The sequence below is a fragment of the Mesorhizobium amorphae genome (assembly GCF_014843845.1).
GTDB classification, from domain to species: domain Bacteria; phylum Pseudomonadota; class Alphaproteobacteria; order Rhizobiales; family Rhizobiaceae; genus Mesorhizobium; species Mesorhizobium amorphae_A.
Genome location: NZ_JHQS01000008.1, coordinates 72,336 through 92,082 on the forward strand (window position 1 = coordinate 72,336; position 19,747 = coordinate 92,082).

A 19,747-nucleotide genomic window follows, 5' to 3' on the forward strand; every position below is an offset into this window, starting at 1 on the left:
ATCTATCAAGCAACGGATCAGCTTTATTGATTCCAGAGGTTTCCTCTGATTTTGTAAAGACTTAGCGATAAAAGCTATCGACCAGGGAGGGCGCTGCATGACGATGCAGCCTGCAAGTACCGAGATCGCATCGCGCACGGCGGCGATCGTCCAGGAATTGAAGGACCTCGAAGGTCCGCTGCTGCCGATCCTCCACGGCATCCAGGAAGAGTTCGGCCATGTGCCGCACGACGCGCTGCCAGTCATTGCCGATGGGCTGAACCTGTCCCGGGCCGAAGTGCACGGCGTCGTCACCTTCTATCATGATTTCCGCGCCAAGCCGGCCGGCCGGCACGTGCTCAAGCTCTGCCAGGCCGAAGCCTGCCAGTCGATGGGGTCGGACGCCGTCGCCGCCAAGATCAAGCAGTTGCTCGGCATCGGTTTCCACGAGACCACCCGCGACGGATCGGTTACACTGGAGCCGGTCTATTGCCTCGGGCTTTGCGCCTGTTCGCCTTCAGCAATGCTGGACGGCGAGGTGATCGGGCGGCTCGACGACGAGAAGATCGAAGAGATCGTCGCGGAGGTACGCTCATGATCCCGCGCATCTACATTCCAGGTGACTCCGGCGCGCTGGCGCTCGGCGCCGAGAAGGTCGCAAAGACGATCGCCAAGGAATTGGCCGAACGCGGCATCGAGGCCAAGATCGTCCGCAATGGTTCGCGCGGTGCCTATTTCCTGGAGCCGATGGTCGAAGTGGCGACCGCCAATGGCCGCGTCGCCTACGGACCGGTGAAGCCTTCCGACGTCAAGAGCCTGTTCGACAGCGGCTTCCTCAAGGGTGGCCATCACAAGCGCTGGCTGGGCGCGCCGGACAAGATTCCGTTCCTGGCCAAGCAGACGCGCCTGACCTTCGCGCGCTGCGGCATCAACGACCCGCTGTCGCTCGATGCCTACAGGTCGCTGGGCGGGCTGAAGGGCCTGCAGAACGCTGTGGCCATGGCGCCGCTCGACATCGTCAAGCAGGTGACGGAGTCCGGTCTGCGCGGCCGCGGCGGCGCCGGCTTCCCGACCGGCATCAAGTGGAAAACGGTGCTCGATACCGCCGGCGACCGCAAATACATTGTCTGCAACGCCGACGAAGGCGACAGCGCCACTTTCGCCGACCGCATGATCATGGAGGGCGACCCCTTCGTACTGATCGAAGGCATGACGATCGCCGGTATCGCCACCGGTGCGACAAAGGGTTTTGTCTATATCCGCTCGGAATATCCGCATGCGGTGGCGACGATGAACCGGGCTGTCGAGGTCGCGCGCAAGGCCGGCGTGCTCGGCACCAATGTGCTGGGTTCGCCCAACGCCTTCGACATGGAAATCCGCGTCGGCGCCGGCGCCTATGTCTGCGGCGAGGAAACCTCGTTGCTGAACAGCCTGGAAGGCAAGCGCGGCGTGGTTCGCGCCAAGCCGCCGCTGCCGGCAATCCAGGGCTTGTTCGGCAAGCCAACGGTGATCAACAACGTCATCTCGCTGGCCTCGGTGCCGATCATCATGGACAAGGGCGCCGCCTTCTACAAGGATTACGGCATGGGCCGCTCGCGCGGCACGATCCCGATCCAGATTGCCGGCAACGTCAAGCATGGCGGCCTGTTCGAGGCGGCTTTCGGCATGACGCTGGGCGAAATCGTCGACGAAATCGGCGGCGGCACGGCGACCGGACGGCCGGTGAAAGCGGTGCAGGTCGGCGGACCGCTCGGCGCCTATTTCCCGCGTGCCTTGTTCGACACGCCGTTCGATTACGAAGCCTTCGCCGCCAAGGACGGGTTGATCGGCCATGCCGGCATCACCGTGTTCGACGAAACCGCCGACATGCTGAAGCAGGCACGTTTCGCCATGGAGTTCTGCGCCATCGAAAGCTGCGGCAAGTGCACACCCTGCCGCATCGGCTCGACGCGTGGCGTCGAGACCATCGACAGGCTCGCGGCGGGCATCGAGCCGGAGAAGAACCTCGCTCTGGTCACCGATCTCTGCAACACGATGAAGTTCGGATCGCTGTGCGCACTGGGCGGCTTCACGCCCTACCCGGTGATGAGCTCGATCACCCATTTCCCCGAGGATTTCAAGCCGGCGCCGACGCGCGTGGCGGCTGAATAGGAGCTGGCAGATGAACATCAAGGCCGACTTCCCGATACTCATCGAAGAGATCGATTTCGGAACCCCGCAATCGAATGCGGAACAGCAGGTCACGCTGACCGTCGATGGCCGCAGCATCACTGTGCCGGCGGGCACGTCGATCATGCGGGCCGCAATGGAGGGCGGGGTCGAAATCCCGAAGCTCTGCGCCACCGACATGCTGGACTCGTTCGGTTCGTGTCGCGTCTGCCTCGTCGAGATCGAGGGCCGCGGCGGCACGCCGGCGTCCTGCACGACGCCGGTTGGCGAAGGCATGGTGGTCAACACGCAGTCCGAGCGGCTCGATGCCATTCGCCGCGGCGTCATGGAGCTTTACGTCTCCGACCATCCGACAGGCTGGAACGAGAAGGCTGGAACCGGCGCCAGCGAGTTCGACGTTGTGGCAAAGTCGGTCGGCCTGACCGAGAATCGCTTCGGCGTCGAGGGTCGCAACCACGTCAAGGAAAACGGCGTCGCGCCCGGTCATGGTTCGCTGGCGGTCGACTACATTGCCCGCGATGAATCCAACCCCTATTTCACCTATGATCCGGCGCAATGCATCGTCTGCTCGCGTTGCGTGCGGGCTTGCGAAGAGGTGCAGGGCACCTTCGCGCTGACCATCGAGGGCCGCGGTTTCGAATCGCGCATGGTCGCCGGCATGCACGAGGATTTCATCGCCTCCGAATGCGTGTCCTGCGGCGCCTGCGTGCAGGCCTGCCCGACCGACGCGCTGCGCGAGAAAACGGTGCTTGAGAAGGGCCTGCCGGAGCGCTCGGCGGTCACCACCTGCGCCTATTGCGGCGTCGGCTGCTCGTTCAAGGCCGAAGTGAAGGGCGACGAGGTCATCCGCATGATGCCCTACAAGGAGGGCAAGGCGAACCACGGCCATTCCTGCGTGAAGGGCCGTTTTGCCTATGGCTACGCCACGCACAAGGACCGCATCCTGGCGCCGATGATCCGCGAGAAGATCTCCGATCCCTGGCGCGAAGTGAGCTGGGAAGAGGCTGTTGCCCATACGGCCAAGGAGTTCCGCCGCATCCAGTACCAGTACGGACGCACCGCGATTGGCGGCATCACCTCCTCGCGCTGCACGAACGAGGAAACCTACCTCGTCCAGAAGCTGGTGCGGCAGGGCTTCCGCAACAACAATGTCGACACCTGCGCACGCGTCTGCCATTCGCCGACCGGCTACGGGCTCGGCCAGACCTACGGCACCTCGGCCGGCACGCAGGATTTCGACTCCGTCGATTTCACCGACGTTGCCGTCGTCATCGGCGCCAATCCGGCATCGGCCCATCCGGTGTTCGCCTCGCGGCTGAAGAAGCGGCTGCGCCAGGGCGCCAAGCTGATCGTGCTCGATCCGCGACGTACCGAGATGGTCAAGTCGCCCCATATCGAAGCCGCCTATCACCTGCCGCTGAAGCCCGGCACCAATGTGGCGGTGCTGACGGCGCTGGCGCATGTCATCGTCACCGAAGGTCTCTTCGATGAAGCCTTCATCCGCGAGCGCTGCGACTGGGCGGAATTCCAGGATTGGGCGTCTTTCGTCGCCTTGCCGGAAAACAGCCCCGAAACCGTCGGCAAATTGTCCGGCGTCGATCCCGAGCTGATCCGCGGCGCGGCGCGTCTCTACGCCACCGGCGGCAATGGCGCGATCTATTACGGCCTCGGCGTGACGGAACACAGCCAGGGTTCGACCACGGTGATGGCGATCGCCAACCTCGCCATGGCCACCGGCAATATCGGCCGTCCCGGCGTCGGCGTGAACCCGCTGCGCGGCCAGAACAACGTGCAGGGCTCGTGCGACATGGGCTCCTTCCCGCACGAACTGCCCGGCTATCGCCATATCTCGGGCGAGGCCGTGCGCGACATCTATGAGAGCCTGTGGGGCGTGAAGCTCGACGACGAGCCGGGCCTGCGCATCCCCAACATGCTCGATGCCGCCGTCGACGGCTCCTTCAAGGGCATCTACATCCAGGGCGAGGACATCCTGCAGTCCGATCCCGACACCAAGCACGTCGCCGCAGGGCTAGCCGCGATGGAATGCGTCGTCGTGCACGACCTCTTCCTCAACGAGACGGCGAACTACGCGCATGTCTTCCTGCCGGGCTCGACCTTCCTCGAGAAGGACGGCACCTTCACCAATGCCGAGCGCCGCATCAACATGGTGCGCAAGGTCATCGAGCCGAAGGCGCGCTACGCCGATTGGGAGGCGACGCAGGAGCTTGCCCGCGCGATCGGGCTGGACTGGAACTACCGGCATCCCTCCGAGATCATGGACGAGATCGCCAAGACGACGCCGAGCTTCGCCAACGTCTCCTTCGAACTGCTCGACCGTGTCGGATCCGTGCAGTGGCCCTGCAACGAGAAGGCACCGCTCGGCACGCCGATCATGCATGTCGACGGTTTCGTGCGCGGCAAGGGCAAGTTCATCCGCACCGAGTATGTGGCGACGGACGAAAGGACCGGGCCGCGCTTCCCGCTGCTGCTCACCACCGGGCGGATTCTGTCACAGTACAATGTCGGCGCGCAGACCAGGCGCACCGAAAATGTGATGTGGCATGCCGAAGACATGCTGGAGATCCATCCGTACGATGCCGAGAACCGCGGCATTCGCGAAGGCGACTGGGTGCGGATGGCGAGCCGTTCCGGCGAGACGACGTTGCGCGCGCTGATCACCGATCGCGTCTCGCCAGGTGTGGTCTATACGACCTTCCACCATCCGGACACGCAGGCGAACGTGATCACCACCGACTTCTCGGACTGGGCGACCAACTGTCCGGAATACAAGGTCACCGCCGTGCAGGTGGCGCCGTCCAACGGCCCGACCGAGTGGCAGAGGGATTATAACGAGCAGGCGCGCCAGAGCCGCCGCATCGCACCGCTGGAAGCGGCGGAGTAACCTTGGCCGCGCGCCGCAAAGCAACGACGCAGATATCGCGGCTGGCGCACCGCGCCGGCGGAACGGCGGTCGCGAACCGCATGGTGCCGGAGGAGACGCCGGTGGCGTTCTCCTTCGCCGGCACGACGCATGCGGTGATGATGGCGAGTCCGGCCGATTTCGATGATTTCGCACTCGGCTTCTCGCTGACCGAGGGCATCGTTGCCGCTCCTGACGAGATCGAGGCGATCGAGGTCGAGGATCTTGGCGCCGGCATCGACATCCAGATCCGGTTGAAGGACAAGGCCAATACACGCTTCCAGGCGCGGCGGCGCCGGCTTGCCGGCCCGGTCGGCTGCGGGCTGTGCGGCATCGAGTCTATCGAAGAGGCCATGCGCTCGGTCGACGCGGTCGGTGCGTCAAAGCTTACGCTTGATGCCGACGATATCGTCCGTTCGGTCAAGCTTTTGTCGAAGGTGCAGCCGTTGCACACGGAGACCGGCGCCGTGCATGCCGCGGGCTTCTATATCCCCGGCAAGGGCATCGTCATGGCGCGCGAAGATGTCGGCCGCCACAACGCGCTGGACAAGCTGGCTGGCGCGCTGGTCAAGGCCGGCATCGATGGTGCGTCGGGCGCCGTGGTCGTGACGTCGCGCGTGTCGGTCGAGATGGTGCAGAAGACGGCGGCGATCAGCTCGGCCTTCATCATTGCCGTCTCGGCGCCGACGGCGCTTGCCATCCGCACGGCCGAGGCCGCCGGGATGACGCTGGTGGCGTTGGTTCGCGGCGACGATTTCGATGTTTTCACCCACCCGGACCGGGTGGCTCCCGGAGTTGCCAAGCATGTCGCATGACGAAGAACACATTATGAGCACCAAGGAAAAGCTGGTGCGCATGGCCAACCAGATCGCCGATTTCTTCCATTCCAAGCCGCGCGAGGAAGGCATTGCCGGCGTTGCCGAGCACATCAACAAGTTCTGGGAACCGCGCATGCGGCGGCAGCTGTTCGAGATGCTGGACGGCGGCACCGAGAATTTCAACGAGTTGGTGGTGGCCGCCTCCGCCAGGATCAAGCGGCCCAAGGCACCAGAACAGGCCGACAAGAACATCGGCTACACCGGGCCTGCCCCGGCCGAGAACGCAGCCCGCTGAAATAGCCTGACAACAGCAACAGCGCGCCGATCCGCCTTCCCCCACTTGTGGGGGAAGGCAAGTGCGCCTCCACTCACCCCTTCGCCGCCTCTTCGATCTTGGCGATGTCGATCTTGCTCATCTGCATCATCGCTGACATCACCCGGCCGGCCTTGGCCCGGTCCGGATCCAGAAGCAGGCGCGGCAGTTGCTCCGGCACGACTTGCCAGGAGACGCCGAACCTGTCCTTCAGCCAGCTGCATTGCGACGGTTCGCCGCCGCCGTCGATGAGCCTGTCCCAGAAATAATCGACCTCTTCCTGCGTCTTGCAGTCGATCGACTGCGACATGGCCTCGTTGAACTTGAATTGCGGTCCGCCGTTGAGCGCCTGGAACTGCACGCCATCGAGCTCGAACGAGGTCACCAGCACCTTGCCTTCATCTGCATGACCCTTTGGCCAGCGCATCACGCTCAGCACCTTCGAGTTCTTGAAGATGGAGACGTAGAAATTCATCGCCTCTTCGGCCTGGTCGTCGAACCACAGGCAGGTGGTGATCTTTTGCATGTCGTGCTCCTCGGGTTGCTTCGTTTGCCATTGCGGTAACGGCTGACTCCGAGAATGGTGCCATGCCGTCTGCCCAAGGACGGCCGTGCCGAACGCGATCCGACAATGGCATGCAATTTTTTCGGAAAGTCCGGTTTTTCGGGAAAATCTGGCGCAGCGCAAAATTGTGGCCAGACCAGACTATGACGTCTATAACGCCTGCGATCCGAATTCAGCGCCGCCACGCGCCGCATGGAGCGCAGCCCGCCAGCTAAGGAAAGTTCATGCCTGCCTATCGTTCCCGCACCACCACCCATGGCCGCAACATGGCCGGCGCCCGCGGCCTGTGGCGCGCGACCGGCATGAAGGATTCGGATTTCGGCAAGCCGATCATCGCCGTGGTCAATTCCTTCACCCAGTTCGTGCCGGGCCATGTCCATCTCAAGGATCTCGGCCAGCTGGTCGCGCGCGAGATCGAGAAGGCCGGCGGCGTCGCCAAGGAGTTCAACACCATCGCCGTCGACGACGGCATCGCCATGGGCCATGACGGCATGCTCTATTCGCTGCCGTCGCGCGAGCTGATCGCCGACTCGGTCGAATACATGGTCAATGCCCACTGCGCCGACGCCATGGTCTGCATCTCCAATTGCGACAAGATCACGCCCGGCATGCTGATGGCCAGCTTACGCCTCAACATCCCGACCGTCTTCGTCTCCGGCGGGCCGATGGAAGCCGGCAAGGTGGTGCTGGCCGGCAAGACGCAGGCGCTCGACCTGGTCGACGCCATGGTCGCCGCCGCCGACGACAAGATCTCGGACGAGGACGTCAAGATCATCGAGCGCTCGGCCTGCCCGACCTGCGGCTCCTGCTCCGGCATGTTCACCGCCAATTCGATGAACTGCCTGACCGAAGCGCTCGGCCTGTCGCTGCCGGGCAACGGCTCGACGCTCGCCACCCACGCCGACCGCAAGCGCCTGTTCGTCGAGGCCGGGCATCTCGTCGTCGATCTCGCCCAGCGCTATTACGAGCAGGACGACGAGACGGCGCTGCCACGCAGCATCGCCTCAAAGGGCGCTTTCGAGAACGCCATGACGCTCGACATCGCCATGGGCGGTTCGACCAACACCGTGCTGCACATCCTCGCGGCAGCGCATGAGGGCGAGGTCGACTTCACTATGGAAGACATCGACCGGCTGTCGCGGCGTGTTCCGGTGCTGTGCAAGGTCGCGCCGGCGAAGTCCGACGTGCACATGGAAGACGTTCACCGTGCCGGCGGCATCATGGCCATCCTCGGCCAGCTCGACCAGGCCGGGCTGATCAACCGTGACCTGCCGACGGTGCACACCGCGAGCCTCGGCGAGGCGCTCGAGCATTGGGACATTTCCCGCACTTCGAGCCAGAACGTGCGCGATTTCTTCCTGGCGGCACCCGGCGGCGTGCCGACGCAGGTCGCCTTCAGCCAGGACCGCCGCTGGGACGAGCTCGATCTCGACCGAGAGAAGGGCGTCATCCGCTCGGCGGACACGCCCTTCTCAAAGGATGGCGGCCTTGCCGTGCTGAAGGGCAATCTGGCGCTCGACGGCTGCATCGTGAAGACCGCGGGCGTCGACGAATCGATCCTGAAATTCACCGGTCCGGCGCGGGTGTTCGAAAGTCAGGACGCCTCGGTCAAGGCGATCCTGTCCAACGAGGTCAAGGCCGGCGATGTCGTCGTCATCCGCTATGAGGGACCGCGCGGCGGCCCCGGCATGCAGGAAATGCTCTACCCGACCAGCTATCTGAAGTCGAAAGGCCTTGGCAAGGCCTGCGCGCTGATCACCGACGGCCGCTTCTCCGGCGGCACGTCGGGCCTGTCGATCGGCCACGTCTCGCCGGAAGGGGCGGAAGGCGGGCTGATCGGCCTGGTCCGGGAAGGCGACACGATCGAGATCGACATCCCCAAGCGCAAGATCCACCTGGCGGTTAGCGAGGCCGAACTGACTGCGCGGCGCGCGGCGATGGAGGCGAAGGGCGCGACGGCCTGGAAGCCCGAGGAAAAGCGCAAGCGCAAGGTTACGACGGCCCTGCGCGCCTATGCTGCCTTCGCCACCAGCGCTGACAAAGGTGCGGTCAGGCACGTGCCGGACTAAGGACCGCTTTACCTTCTACCCTTGTGGGAGAAGGGAGGCGCCTCACGGCATCAGCTGATATTCATAAAGCTTCTGATAGAGCCCGCCCTGCTTGAGCAAGATCTTGTGCGGGCCGCTTTCCACGACCTTGCCTTTCTCCAGCACGACAATCGTGTCGGCCTGGTGCACGGTCGACAGGCGGTGGGCAATGACGATGGTGGTGCGCCCGACCGTCAGCTGCTGCAGCGCGTCGCGGAACAGGGCCTCGGATTCGGCGTCGAGCGCGCTGGTTGCTTCGTCGAGCAGCAGGATCTCGGCATTGCGCAGCATGGCGCGGGCGATCGAGATGCGCTGGCGCTGGCCACCCGAAAGCAGCGCGCCATTCTCGCCCACATCCGTCTCGTAGCCTTTCGCCTGGGCGCTGATGAAGTCGTGCGCATTGGCCGCCTTGGCGGCAGCGATCACCTCGTCGTTGGTCGCGTCCTGACGCCCAAGCCGGATGTTGTGCATGATGGTGCCGGCAAACAGGAACGTGTCCTGGCTGACATAGGCGATCTTTTCCCTGACCGAAGCCAGCGTTGCGTAGGAGATGTCCTGGCCGTCGAACCGCACCTCGCCGCTTTGCGGATCGTACATGCGCATGATCAGGTTCAGTATGGTCGACTTGCCGCTGCCCGAAGGCCCGACCAGCGCCGTCATCTTGCCGGCCGCAAGCGTCAGGTCGAATCCTTCGAACACAGGTTGGCTTTCCGGATAGGCGAAGCTGACCGCGTCGAAGCGGATCTCGCCCGGACCGGGCTGCAGCGGTTTGGCGCCGGGCTTTTCGGCAAGCGTCAGCGGCCGGTCGGCCAGCTGGAACATCATGCGCACGCCGACGATGCCGGTTTCCAGCGAAATGCGCACGCGCGCCAGGCGCTTTGCCGGCTCATAGGCGAGCAGCAGCGCCCCGATGAAGGCCATAATGTTGCCCGGCATCTGGCCGCCCCGCACGACCAGGAAGCCGCTGACGAAGACGGCCCCGGCGATTGCCAGCCCGGCGAGCGTCTCCATCACCGGGCTGGTGGCAGCCTCCAGCGTCGCGATGTTGTTGGCGCGGTTCTCCACGTCCGACACGGCCTTGTACATACGCTTGCGCATCGCGCCTTCGAGACCGAAGGATTTGACGACGCGCACGCCGATTGCCGTTTCCTGCATCACATGCACGATCTGGCCGAGCGAGCGGAATTCCTGGGCCGCAATCTTGCGCACACGCTTCAGGATGCGGTTGACGCCGTAGATGGCAATGGGCCCGACGACGAAACAGATCAGGGACAGCGCCGGCTGCTGCCAGACCATGACCGCCACCAGGACAACCAGCGTCACCAGGTCGCGCACATAGGATGTGACGACGAGGTCGAGGACGCTGCGCGCGGCCTGCGCATTGTTGGTCATGCGGGTGATCAGGTCGGACGACGAGGTCGAATGGTAGAATTCGATGCCTTGCGCCAGGATACGGTCGTAGATCTTGCGTTGACGGTCGGCGATGATGGCGTTGCCGACCCGGCTCATGAAATAAGCCTGGATGAAATTGGCGAGGCCCTTGAGGATGAAGATCGTGGCGACCCCCGCCGCAATCAGGTTGATGCGGTCGATCCTCTTGTAGACCACGAATTCGTTGGTGATCTGGCTCAGGATCCAGGCGCTGGCGCCGGTCGTAGCGGCCACCACCAGCATAGACAGCATGGCGGCGCCATAGCCGAACTTATGCTCTCGGAAGGATTCCTTGACCAGCCTTGCGATAAGGCGCTGGTTCTCCGTCGAGCGGAAGAAGCGAAACAAACGGCTGATCCCATGCCTGGCTGATACGAATTTCGGTTTCGCCATCTGGGCGAGAGGCGGCTTATAAAGCGAGTTGCTGCCGGATGGAACCTTTCGCCGCCGCGAAAGGAAATGGCTGCGGCAGGGTGACTTTTGCGCCACGATGGGACGTTGATTCTTCGAGGGGATGATCACAGATGGATTTCGACCTCATCGTGCGCGGCGGCACGCTGCCTGACGGCAGGGTTGCCGATATCGGCATCACCGCTGAGACGATCGCAGCGATCGAGCCCGACCTGAACGCTGACGCGGGCACAGTCATCGATGCGCATGGCGACCTGGTCGCACCGCCTTTCGTCGATCCGCATTTCCACATGGATGCCACGCTCTCCTACGGCATTCCGCGCATCAATGCGTCCGGCACCCTGCTGGAGGGCATATCGCTATGGAGCGAGCTGAAGCCGCTTCTGACGCACGAGGCGGTGCGCGAGCGCGCGCTCGCCTATTGCGACTGGGCCGTATCGATGGGCCTTCTCGCCATCCGCACCCATGTCGATGTCTGCGACGATCGCCTTTTGGCGGTGGAGGCCTTGCTCGACGTCAAGAAGACGGTCGCGCCCTATATCGACCTGCAGCTGGTCGCCTTCCCGCAGGACGGGCTCTATCGTTCGCCGACGGCGCTTGAGAACACCGTCCGCGCGCTCGACATGGGCGTCGATATCGTCGGCGGCATTCCGCATTTCGAACGCACCATGGCCGACGGCACGCGTTCGGTGACGGAACTCTGCGAAATCGCCGCCAGGCGTGGGCTGATGGTCGACCTGCATTGCGACGAGACCGACGATCCGCTGTCGCGCCATATCGAGCAGCTTGCCTATGAGACGCAGCGGCTCGGCCTGCAAGGCAGGGTGGCCGGTTCACACCTTACCTCCATGCACTCGATGGACAATTATTACGTCTCCAAGCTGTTGCCGCTGATCGCCGAGGCCGGCGTGTCGGCCATCCCCAATCCGCTGATCAACATCATGCTGCAAGGCCGCCACGACACTTTTCCCAAGCGCCGCGGCCTGACGCGCGTCAAGGAAATGCTCGCCATGGGCATCCGCGTCGGCTGGGGCCAGGATTGCGTGCTCGATCCCTGGTATTCGCTGGGCACGGCCGACATGCTCGACGTCGCCTTCATGGGCCTGCACGTCGCCCAGATGTCGAGCCCCGCCGACATGGCGCGCTGCTTCGACATGGTCACCAACGTCAACGCGGCCATCATGGGGCTCGATCATCTCGGCCTCGCCGTCGGCAAGCGCGCCAGTCTCGTCGTCCTCGACGCCGGCAATCCGGTCGAGGCCATTCGTTTGCGCCCTGAACGTCTCTGCGTCATCGCCAGGGGCAAAGTGGTTGCCAAGCGGACGAAGCAGGAAACCCGCCTGTCGATCGCCGGCCGACCGACACAGGTGAGCCGTCGGCACAAGGCAGCCGGCTCCCTGTCATAGGCGAGCCGAGCCTTTCAGGCCCAAAAGGCCAGCCTCTCTGCATCAAGGCTCTCCGCTTCGTCTGGCCATAATTAAGTCTACAATAAGCCTCCACTTTGGTTCGAGGAGGATCACCATGTGGCAAAAGACTGTGATGGCGGTTGTGCTGGCGGCGGCTTGTGCGGGCTGCATGTCGGCGGAGGACCGCCGCGCCGCAGATGAGGCGAAATGCCGGTCCTACGGCTTCACCAAGAAGAACGACGCCTTCGCCGAATGCCTGCAGCGCATCGACCTCGATCGGCGCGCGGAACTCCGAAGCGCATCGGCTTTCGATCCCTGGGACAGGCCGATCCTCTATCGCCCGATCATCATTCGGCCGCAGCCTAAATAGCGGATCGTACCGACGCGGCCTGCCGAAAGCGCACGGAAGGCATAGAACCAGCCGATTTCCGCCGCTGGTCTTATCGACTCCCTCGAATTCCGCTCGTCAAATCGGCCGCTTGCGTCTACGGAGCCGGCATGGCTACCTCCCTTGCCCGCAATCTTACGATCAGGAACGTGCTTTTGGCCGGCATCTTGCTGATGCTGGCCGGCGATTTCCTGTTTGCGCTCAACGACGCGATGGGCAAGTGGCTGGTCGCCAGCTTCTCCGTCGGCCAGGTCGTGCTGATCCGTTCGGTCGGCGCCTTTTTCGTGCTCGGCCCGATGATCGCCAACCAGGGCGCCGGCAAGCTGTTCAAGATGGAGCGTCTGGAACTGCAGGTCCTGCGCGTGGTGATGACGACGCTCGACACTGCGCTGTTTTACGCCGCCGTCGTCTATCTGCCGCTCGCCGACGTGATGAGTTTCTACATGGCAGGACCGATCTATGTCGCGGCGCTGTCGCACTTCCTGCTTGGCGAAAAGGTCGGTTGGCGCCGTTGGGCGGCGATCCTGGTCGGCTTCTGCGGCGTCCTGATCATGTTGAAGCCGTCTTCGGCGGCGTTTTCGCTGTCCTCGATATTCGCGCTCGTCGGCAGCATCTCCTTCGCCTTCGCCATCATCCTCAACCGGCGGCTGCGCGGCACCAGCGACACCACTCTGGTCACCTGGCAGACCATCGGCACGCTGGTCGTTGGCGGCGTGCTGAGCATCGGCGCGTGGCAGACGCCGTCGGCGCTCGACTTCGGCGCCATGCTGCTGCTCGGCATCGTCTCCTGCGCTGCTCACCTGATGATCACCAGGGCGCTGAAGCTGGCGCCGGCCTCGACGCTGGCGCCGCTGCACTACACGCTGCTCCTGTGGGCGGTTGTCTTCGGCCTGGTCTTCTTCGGCGACGTGCCCGGTCCGCGTATCCTGATCGGCTCGGCCATCGTCGTGCTCGCCGGTCTGTTCATCTTCCACCGCCAGAAGGTGGTCGACACCGTGGTACCGCCGGAGAACGTGCCGAAGGGCGTGAACTGAACCGAGCCGGGCTTAACCCTGGCGCACGGCCGCCAGATGCCGTGAAAATTCCGGCGTCTCCATCAGCGCCTTGCAGCGGGCGAAGCGGCCGTCAGCATAGGCGCGGAAATCGTCGACCGGATTGTTGTTGGCAAGCTGCAGCAGTCCCCACAGTGTCCACAACAGATCGCACATTGCCTTGTAGATGACGACGCGGCCGCGCTCGACCGGTTTCGGCTGGCGACCGAAATAGGCGCGCATCAGTTCTTCATCCTGCGCGGTATCGAACTTGCCTTCGACCGAGAGGTCGCCGAGATCCCAGAGCGGATCGTTCATCCCCGAATATTCCCAGTCGACGATCCACATCCGCTCGCCGGTGTCGAGAAAGTTCTCGCACAGCGGATCGCAGTGGCAGGCGGCAAGCGGCAGCGGATGGGCAGCAAGTGCGGCACGCACGGTTTCGGCCTCGCGCACGACATCGTGGTAGCCATGCGGCAACGCCACGTCCTTGGTCGACAGCACCTTCAGATAATCGTCGATCATCGCAAACAGCTCGAAGCGGAAAGGAAACACCGCACCGGAAGTGTGCAGCTTGCGGAAGACCTCACCCGCGCGCGCCTGGCTGCCCGGACGCAGTTTGAACTTTTCCGGCGACATCGTCTCGGCGCCGGCGATGAACCGGCTCACCATCACGCCCGTGCCGGCGTCGACATGCAGCACCTGCGGACTGACGCCGGCCTTCGCCGCCTCGCGCGCCGCCACGGCTTCATTGGCGCGGTTGATATACTCCTCGGTGCCTCTGCCGGGGATGCGCAGGCAGAAATCACCGGCCCTGTAGACAAGATTGGTGAGGCCGCCGAGCCGTTCCAGCGGTCCCTCATAGCCGGCCAGCGCTGGAATGGTGGCCAGTGCCGCGCGTGCTATCTCATCCGCCATCGCCTCGATCCCCCTTCACGCCTTTATTATCGCGGCGACGGTTCCACAGTTTTCGCCGTTTGGCTATCATCCCGTGACAGGCAAAGAGTCGGGCGAGCGGCAATGGCACACAGCAAGCAGAACACTGCGCTCGGCGCGGCCTATGCGGCAAAGCGACCCGAGGAGGTGGCGGCGCTCTACGACAGCTGGTCCGACACCTACGATGCCGACATGTCGACCGCCGGCTATCGCCATCCGACGATCTGCCTCGCTCTGCTCGCCCGCCATCTGCCCCGCGGGGCAGCCCCGCTTCTCGATGCCGGCGCCGGCACCGGGCTCAGCGGCGAATGGCTTGCCATCACCGGCTACCCGCAAGTCGAGGCGCTCGACATTTCCGAGGGCATGCTGGCCAAGGCGGCGGCCAAGGGTATCTATTCGGCGCTTCACTGCCTGGCGCTCGGCGGGCCGCTGCCTTTCGCGGACAATGCCTATGCCGGAATCGTCTCGGCCGGTGTCTTCACTTCGGGCCATGTCGGCGCCGAAGGACTGGACGAGCTGATCCGCATCTGCCGGCCGGGCGGCGCGATCGTGCTGACGGTCAAGAACACGCTGTGGGAGGCGGGCTTTGCCGCGCGCATCGCCGAATTGGAGGCGCAAGGCGTCGTCACGCGCGACGAGGAGACGGCGCCCTATGTCTCCATGCCGGGCGAGGCCGATACCGTGCCCAGCCGAGGTCTTGTCCTGCGCGTCATCTGATCGAGACTGGAGAAGGCCTAAGCCCTGATCCTTTCTCCCGCCGGATCATACAGCGGCTCGAGATGGATCTTTGCCCGCGTACGTTCCATCGCCACCACCAGCTCGTAGTCGCCGGAGGCGAGGAAGTCGTCGCTTATGCCCTCGGCATTGCGCACATAGCCGAAGCCGACATTCTTGGCCACCGTATAGCCATAACCGCCGCTGGTGAGATAACCGACCGGCGCGCCGTTGCGCAGGATCGTCTCGCGACCGACCAGCACGATCTCCGGATCGTCGACCGTGAAGCCGGCAAAGCGTTTCTTCGGCGCGTCGCCATTGACCTTCTCAAGTGCCCGCCGGCCGACGAAATCGGTGTTCTTCCTCAGCTTCACCGCCCAGCCAAGGCCGGCCTCCCGAGGCGTGTCGTTGGGCGTGATGTCCGAGCCCCAGGCGCGATAACCCTTTTCCAGCCTGAGCGATTCCAGCGCCCGGTAGCCGACCGGGCGGATGTCGTATGTCTTGCCCGCCACCATCAGCGCGTCGAAGATCTCGCCGGTTGCCGTGATCGGCACATGCAATTCCCAGCCGAGTTCGCCGACATAGGTGACGCGTAGCGCACGAATTGTATGGCCGGCAATGGCGAACTCGCGCGCATGGCCGAATGGGAAGGCGGCGTTCGACACATCCGCGTCGGTCACTGCTGAAAGCACGTCGCGGGAACGCGGTCCCATCAGCGACAGCGTGCCGAAATCCTCGGTGACGTCGCTGAAGGTGACGTCGAGATCCTTGCCGACATGGTCGTCAATCCACGCGAAATCATGCGTGCGGAAACCTGTGCCGGTGACGATGTAGAACTCTTCTTCGCCAAGCCGCGCCACGGTCAGATCGGCCTCGATGCCGCCGCGCGTGTTGAGAAGCTGCGTGTAGGTCAGCCGGCCGACCGGCTTGGCGACATCGTTGGCGCAGATCCAGTCCAGCGCCTTCTGCGCATCCGCGCCGGTCATCTCGTATTTGGCGAAGGACGACTGGTCGAAAATGCCGACCTTCTCGCGCACATGCCTGTGCTCCTCGCCAACCGCCGAGAACCAGTTCGGCCGGCCCATCGAATAGATGTCTTCCGGTTTGCTGCCCTCGGACGCGAACCAGTTCGGCCGTTCCCAGCCGAGTTTCGAGCCGAACACAGCGCGATGCATCTTCAGCCGCTCATAGAGCGGCGAAACAATGCGCGGCCGTCCCGACAGGTACTCCTCATGCGGGAAACCAATCGTGTAGTGCTTGCCATAGGCTTCCAGCGTGCGGTCGCAGACCCATTGCCGGTCGCGGTGCAGGCCGGAAAACCGCCTGATGTCGACCACCCATAGATCGAGCGGCGCTTCGCCATCGACCACCCATTGCGCCAGCACCCAGCCAGCGCCGCCGCCGGAGGCGATGCCGAAGGCGTTGAAGCCGGCGCCGACGAACATGTTGGCGCATTCAGGCGCCGTGCCGAGGATGAAATTGCCGTCCGGGGTAAAGCTTTCCGGACCGTTGATCATCTGCTTGACGCCGACGGTCTCCAGCGCCGGAACGCGCGCAATCGCCTGGCTCATATGCTGCTCGAAATGATCGTAGTCGTCGTCGAACAGACGGAATTCCCAGTCGTTCGGAACGTCGCCCCCGGGGAGATCAGTCATCCAGGCCTGCGGGTTCGGCTCATAGCCGCCCATCACCAGCCCGCCGACCTCTTCCTTGAAGTAGGTACGGCGGTCGGGGTCGCGGATGGTCGGCGCGTCGGTCGCCAGGCCCTCGATCTTCTCGGTGATGATGTACTGGTGCTTCACCGGCTGCAGCGGCACGTTGATGCCGGCCATGGCACCCACCTGCCTTGCCCATTGCCCGGCGCAGTTCACCACCTTGTCGCAGGCAATATCGCCTTTGCTGGTCTTCACCGCGGTGATGCGTCCGTCCTTCATCTCGAAGCCGGTGACGCGGACATCCTCGAACAGTTTCGCGCCATGCATGCGTGCGCCCTTGGCCAGCGACTGCGTAATGTCGGACGGGCTTGCCTGTCCGTCGGTCGGCAGCCAGTTAGCGCCGGCGAGATCACCGGTCTCGAGCAGCGGCCACATTGCCTTGACCTCGGCCGGCGACAGCAACTGCATGTCCATGCCGAAGCTTTTGGCCGTCGTCGCCAGCCTTTTGTATTCGGTCCAGCGGTCGGCATTGGTGGCCAGCCTGAGGCATCCGGTCATCTTCCAGCCGGTGGCGAGACCGGTTTCGGCCTCCAGCCCCTTGTAGAGCTCGACTGAGTATTTGAGCACGCGGGTGATCGAAGCCGACGAGCGCAACTGCCCTACAAGGCCTGCCGCATGCCAGGTCGAGCCCGAGGTCAGCTTGCCCTGTTCCAGCAGCACGACATCGGCCTTGTGGTCGCGCGCCAGATGATAGGCCGTCGAACAGCCGATGATGCCGCCGCCGATGACGACGATCCCGGCATGGCTGGGCAAGGTCATGTCAGTATCCCGTATTTTGTCCGGTAGTTTTCCAGCGCCGCTTCCAGCCGCGTCAGGTTTTCCTCGGTATAGGCGATGTAGTCGATGCCCGGCGCGTCGAGGTAGAGTTCGGAGACCATGCTCCACATCGCCTCGCGCAGCAGCGAGGCGCATTGCATGGCCGCATGCGAGCGGCGGATCGCTTCGTCCGGCTCCTTCATGAAGTAAGCCGTGAGCAGGGCGAAGGATTCCTGGTCGCTCAGGCCGGCATTCGAGGCAGCCCCAGCAAGGTCGAACATAGCGGTGTTGAAGCCGGCATATTCGAAGTCGATCAGCCACAGCCTGCTGCCGTCGTCGAGAATGTTGGCCGGCAAAAGATCGTTGTGACCGAAGACGATCGGCAGCAGCTTCTGTGCCCGCTCGAGCTCGTCCGCCAGCGTCAGGAGATAGGGCAGGTCGCCCCGCTTGCGGCTGCCGCCTTCCTCCAGCGTGCGCGCATAGTCGCGGATGACGTGGAACACCCAGAACATGAAGCCGGCGCCGGAGATGTGGTTGGGCATCTCGCGGTGGAAACCGCGCATCAGGGCCGCGACGCGGCCGATGTTGGCGCGCACGTCTTCGGCCGTATAGGTCCTGGCGCCCAGATATTCCGTCACCATGATGCCCGGCTCTGCATAGCGGACTGCAGGTGCGAAGCCGGCGGCATGGGCCGCCCGTGATGTCATAACTTCGCGCTCGCGAAAGACGTGGTGGAAAGGATAGTCCTGGCCGAAGCGAACGACATGCCGCCCGGCCGCGTCCTTGACCACATAGTTGGCGTTGCTGAGGCCGCCCGGCAGCGGCGCAATCTCGATGCTGCCGGTCCAGCAAGGCAGGGCGCGGATGCGGTCTTCGGCAATCACGGGATCATCCCTGGTTCGGCTGACCTTCGACAAAGCGCCGCACATAGCGCAACGCTGGCGGGGAGAAACACAAAAACCTCGTCGGTGCGGGACGCCGGGTCATTATCCCGCACCGCACCGACGAGCCCCTTTTGGCCAGGTATTTGAGCCCCCGGCATCCGCCCCCGCGGATCTGAAAATTCCTTGCGCAGGCCCGTTCCAGACGGTCTGGCCGGTGCGTTTGCGTGCGGCTCGGCATCAACCTCCAGTGGCAGTTCTGAGCCTGTCACGCAATTGATCTCACGCCAGTGCTGACCGGCTGTCAATGAAAAGCTGTGACTTTTTTTGGGTGTTTTGCCCGAAAACATAAGCAATTCCTTTAAAAACGTTTGAATTGCCTTAGAATCGGTCAGCAGCGCAAGTCCCCGGGAAAGCCGCATGGTCCACTCGAAACGGCATGGCGAGATCCTGCGCCTCCTGCAGGAGGAGGGCACCGTCAGCATCGCCAGCCTGGCCGACCGTTTGGGGGTGTCTCTGGAAACCGTGCGGCGCGACGTCAAGCCGCTCACCGGCGACGGTTCCGTCCTCAAGATGCATGGCGCCATCGGCCTGCCGTCACTGGTCGGCGAGGCGCCGTTCGAGCGGCGCATGCGTGACAACGCCGACGCCAAGCGCCTCATCGCCCGCATGGTCGCCGCCACCATCCGCGACGGCGAATCGATCATGCTCGACACCGGCACGACGACGTCGTTCCTCGCCCGCGAGCTGCTCGGTCACCGGCGGCTGACGGTGGTCACCAATTCGTCCGACATCGCCCGCACTTTGGCCACCATCAATGGCAACAAGGTCTATATGGCCGGCGGCGAACTGCGCAGCGATTCCGGCGCGGCCTTCGGCGCCTCGGCCATCGAATTCGTCAGCCGCTTCTCCGTCAGCCACGCGGTGATCTCCATCGGCGCCGTCGACGCCGTGGCGGGCGTCATGGACTATGACCTGGATGAAGCCGAGTTCGCCCGCATGGTGCTGTCGCGCGGCCAGCGTTCCCTCGTCATCACGGACCACTCTAAGTTCGGCCGCCAGGGGCTGGTCCAGGTCTGCGGCTTCGACGGCTTTTCCGAACTCGCCACCGACCACCCACCGCCGCACGACATAGCCGCCGCCCTTGCCGAGTCCGGCGCGCGGCTGAGCATTGCGAGCGCCGAAGCCGGGTTCTGATACCCCGGCCACTTCCCAGCGCGGCCTTCG

The 19,747-nt window shown here is 64.0% G+C and carries 17 protein-coding genes; 11 read left to right on the plus strand and 6 right to left on the minus strand.

Annotation, left to right across the window (positions count from 1 at the left end):
• Positions 1-97: 97 nt before the first annotated feature.
• From DH08_RS04435 to DH08_RS04455, 5 genes are read left to right on the plus strand one after another with little or no spacing between them, the layout of a single operon-like run.
• A complete protein-coding gene (locus DH08_RS04435) occupies positions 98-577 on the plus strand; it encodes a formate dehydrogenase subunit gamma (RefSeq protein ID WP_006202845.1) in 480 nt (159 codons plus the stop codon).
• Entirely contained in the window at positions 574-2,130 is a 1,557-nt protein-coding gene (locus DH08_RS04440) for a formate dehydrogenase beta subunit (RefSeq protein ID WP_192178083.1), read from the plus strand. Before DH08_RS04435 ends, DH08_RS04440 begins: the two co-directional genes overlap by 4 nt.
• 10 nt (positions 2,131-2,140) lie before the next feature.
• Complete coding sequence (fdhF, locus tag DH08_RS04445; protein WP_192178084.1) at positions 2,141-5,050, plus strand: formate dehydrogenase subunit alpha; 2,910 nt, start codon at positions 2,141-2,143, stop codon at positions 5,048-5,050.
• Positions 5,051-5,052: 2 nt separating this feature from the next.
• Complete coding sequence (gene fdhD / locus DH08_RS04450; RefSeq protein WP_192178085.1) at positions 5,053-5,883, plus strand: formate dehydrogenase accessory sulfurtransferase FdhD; 831 nt, start codon at positions 5,053-5,055, stop codon at positions 5,881-5,883.
• Positions 5,873-6,181 (plus strand): formate dehydrogenase subunit delta, encoded by a 309-nt coding sequence (locus tag DH08_RS04455; protein ID WP_192178086.1) that lies wholly within the window; start codon positions 5,873-5,875, stop codon positions 6,179-6,181. The genes fdhD and DH08_RS04455 overlap by 11 nt, the downstream gene beginning before the upstream one ends.
• Before the next feature lie 73 nt (positions 6,182-6,254).
• Here the strand turns inward: DH08_RS04455 and DH08_RS04460 are convergent, their stop codons facing one another.
• A complete protein-coding gene (locus DH08_RS04460; protein WP_192178087.1) occupies positions 6,255-6,725 on the minus strand; it encodes a VOC family protein in 471 nt (156 codons plus the stop codon).
• 263 nt (positions 6,726-6,988) lie between these two features.
• Between DH08_RS04460 and ilvD the strand changes: the two genes are divergently transcribed.
• A complete protein-coding gene (ilvD, locus tag DH08_RS04465; protein ID WP_192178088.1) occupies positions 6,989-8,833 on the plus strand; it encodes a dihydroxy-acid dehydratase in 1,845 nt (614 codons plus the stop codon).
• Positions 8,834-8,875: 42 nt separating this feature from the next.
• Here the strand turns inward: ilvD and DH08_RS04470 are convergent, their stop codons facing one another.
• Complete coding sequence (locus DH08_RS04470; RefSeq protein WP_192178089.1) at positions 8,876-10,630, minus strand: ABC transporter ATP-binding protein; 1,755 nt, start codon at positions 10,628-10,630, stop codon at positions 8,876-8,878.
• A gap of 176 nt (positions 10,631-10,806) precedes the next feature.
• On the opposite strand from DH08_RS04470, the gene DH08_RS04475 reads away from it, so the two are divergent.
• The 3 genes from DH08_RS04475 (at position 10,807) to DH08_RS04485 (ending at position 13,521) form a co-directional block, all read left to right on the plus strand.
• Positions 10,807-12,099 carry an amidohydrolase family protein gene (locus DH08_RS04475; RefSeq protein ID WP_192178090.1) on the plus strand — a complete coding sequence of 431 codons (1,293 nt, stop codon included), beginning with the start codon at positions 10,807-10,809 and terminating at the stop codon, positions 12,097-12,099.
• A 115-nt stretch (positions 12,100-12,214) separates the two neighbouring features.
• Positions 12,215-12,469, plus strand: a complete 255-nt coding sequence (locus tag DH08_RS04480) for a hypothetical protein (RefSeq protein ID WP_192178091.1) — start codon at positions 12,215-12,217, stop codon at positions 12,467-12,469.
• Positions 12,470-12,597: 128 nt separating this feature from the next.
• Positions 12,598-13,521, plus strand: a complete 924-nt coding sequence (locus tag DH08_RS04485; RefSeq protein ID WP_192178092.1) for a DMT family transporter — start codon at positions 12,598-12,600, stop codon at positions 13,519-13,521.
• A gap of 12 nt (positions 13,522-13,533) precedes the next feature.
• Here the strand turns inward: DH08_RS04485 and DH08_RS04490 are convergent, their stop codons facing one another.
• The gene (locus DH08_RS04490) at positions 13,534-14,436 is read right to left on the minus strand and encodes a phosphotransferase family protein (RefSeq protein ID WP_192178093.1); all 903 of its coding nucleotides are present in this window, start codon (positions 14,434-14,436) and stop codon (positions 13,534-13,536) included.
• Positions 14,437-14,538: 102 nt separating this feature from the next.
• On the opposite strand from DH08_RS04490, the gene DH08_RS04495 reads away from it, so the two are divergent.
• A complete protein-coding gene (locus DH08_RS04495) occupies positions 14,539-15,171 on the plus strand; it encodes a class I SAM-dependent DNA methyltransferase (RefSeq protein ID WP_192178094.1) in 633 nt (210 codons plus the stop codon).
• 17 nt (positions 15,172-15,188) lie between these two features.
• On the opposite strand, the gene DH08_RS04500 is transcribed toward DH08_RS04495, so the two are convergent.
• Genes DH08_RS04500 through DH08_RS04510 form a run of 3 tightly spaced genes read right to left on the minus strand, consistent with a single transcriptional unit; the run spans position 15,189 to position 18,942 of the window.
• Positions 15,189-17,642 carry a GcvT family protein gene (locus DH08_RS04500; RefSeq protein WP_192178095.1) on the minus strand — a complete coding sequence of 818 codons (2,454 nt, stop codon included), beginning with the start codon at positions 17,640-17,642 and terminating at the stop codon, positions 15,189-15,191.
• Positions 17,639-18,523 carry a phosphotransferase gene (locus DH08_RS04505; protein WP_192178096.1) on the minus strand — a complete coding sequence of 295 codons (885 nt, stop codon included), beginning with the start codon at positions 18,521-18,523 and terminating at the stop codon, positions 17,639-17,641. Before DH08_RS04505 ends, DH08_RS04500 begins: the two co-directional genes overlap by 4 nt.
• Positions 18,520-18,942 (minus strand): hypothetical protein, encoded by a 423-nt coding sequence (locus DH08_RS04510; RefSeq protein WP_192178097.1) that lies wholly within the window; start codon positions 18,940-18,942, stop codon positions 18,520-18,522. Before DH08_RS04510 ends, DH08_RS04505 begins: the two co-directional genes overlap by 4 nt.
• Here DH08_RS04510 and DH08_RS04515 point away from each other — a divergent pair.
• Positions 18,941-19,717 (plus strand): DeoR/GlpR family DNA-binding transcription regulator, encoded by a 777-nt coding sequence (locus tag DH08_RS04515; protein WP_192178098.1) that lies wholly within the window; start codon positions 18,941-18,943, stop codon positions 19,715-19,717. The two genes, DH08_RS04510 and DH08_RS04515, sit on opposite strands and share 2 nt — an antisense overlap.
• Positions 19,718-19,747 lie beyond the last annotated feature (30 nt).

What these genes read in the sequence shown, in the direction of transcription:
- DH08_RS04435 (WP_006202845.1), top strand. Translation starts at nt 98, where the DNA reads ATGACGATGCAGCCTGCAAGTACCGAGATCGCATCGCGCACGGCGGCG.
- DH08_RS04440 (WP_192178083.1), top strand. Translation starts at nt 574, where the DNA reads ATGATCCCGCGCATCTACATTCCAGGTGACTCCGGCGCGCTGGCGCTC.
- fdhF (WP_192178084.1), top strand. Translation starts at nt 2,141, where the DNA reads ATGAACATCAAGGCCGACTTCCCGATACTCATCGAAGAGATCGATTTC.
- DH08_RS04455 (WP_192178086.1), top strand. Translation starts at nt 5,873, where the DNA reads ATGTCGCATGACGAAGAACACATTATGAGCACCAAGGAAAAGCTGGTG.
- DH08_RS04460 (WP_192178087.1), bottom strand. Translation starts at nt 6,725, where the DNA reads ATGCAAAAGATCACCACCTGCCTGTGGTTCGACGACCAGGCCGAAGAG.
- ilvD (WP_192178088.1), top strand. Translation starts at nt 6,989, where the DNA reads ATGCCTGCCTATCGTTCCCGCACCACCACCCATGGCCGCAACATGGCC.
- DH08_RS04475 (WP_192178090.1), top strand. Translation starts at nt 10,807, where the DNA reads ATGGATTTCGACCTCATCGTGCGCGGCGGCACGCTGCCTGACGGCAGG.
- DH08_RS04480 (WP_192178091.1), top strand. Translation starts at nt 12,215, where the DNA reads ATGTGGCAAAAGACTGTGATGGCGGTTGTGCTGGCGGCGGCTTGTGCG.
- DH08_RS04485 (WP_192178092.1), top strand. Translation starts at nt 12,598, where the DNA reads ATGGCTACCTCCCTTGCCCGCAATCTTACGATCAGGAACGTGCTTTTG.
- DH08_RS04490 (WP_192178093.1), bottom strand. Translation starts at nt 14,436, where the DNA reads ATGGCGGATGAGATAGCACGCGCGGCACTGGCCACCATTCCAGCGCTG.
- DH08_RS04495 (WP_192178094.1), top strand. Translation starts at nt 14,539, where the DNA reads ATGGCACACAGCAAGCAGAACACTGCGCTCGGCGCGGCCTATGCGGCA.
- DH08_RS04500 (WP_192178095.1), bottom strand. Translation starts at nt 17,642, where the DNA reads ATGACCTTGCCCAGCCATGCCGGGATCGTCGTCATCGGCGGCGGCATC.
- DH08_RS04515 (WP_192178098.1), top strand. Translation starts at nt 18,941, where the DNA reads ATGGTCCACTCGAAACGGCATGGCGAGATCCTGCGCCTCCTGCAGGAG.
- DH08_RS04510 (WP_192178097.1), bottom strand. Translation starts at nt 18,942, where the DNA reads ATGCGGCTTTCCCGGGGACTTGCGCTGCTGACCGATTCTAAGGCAATT.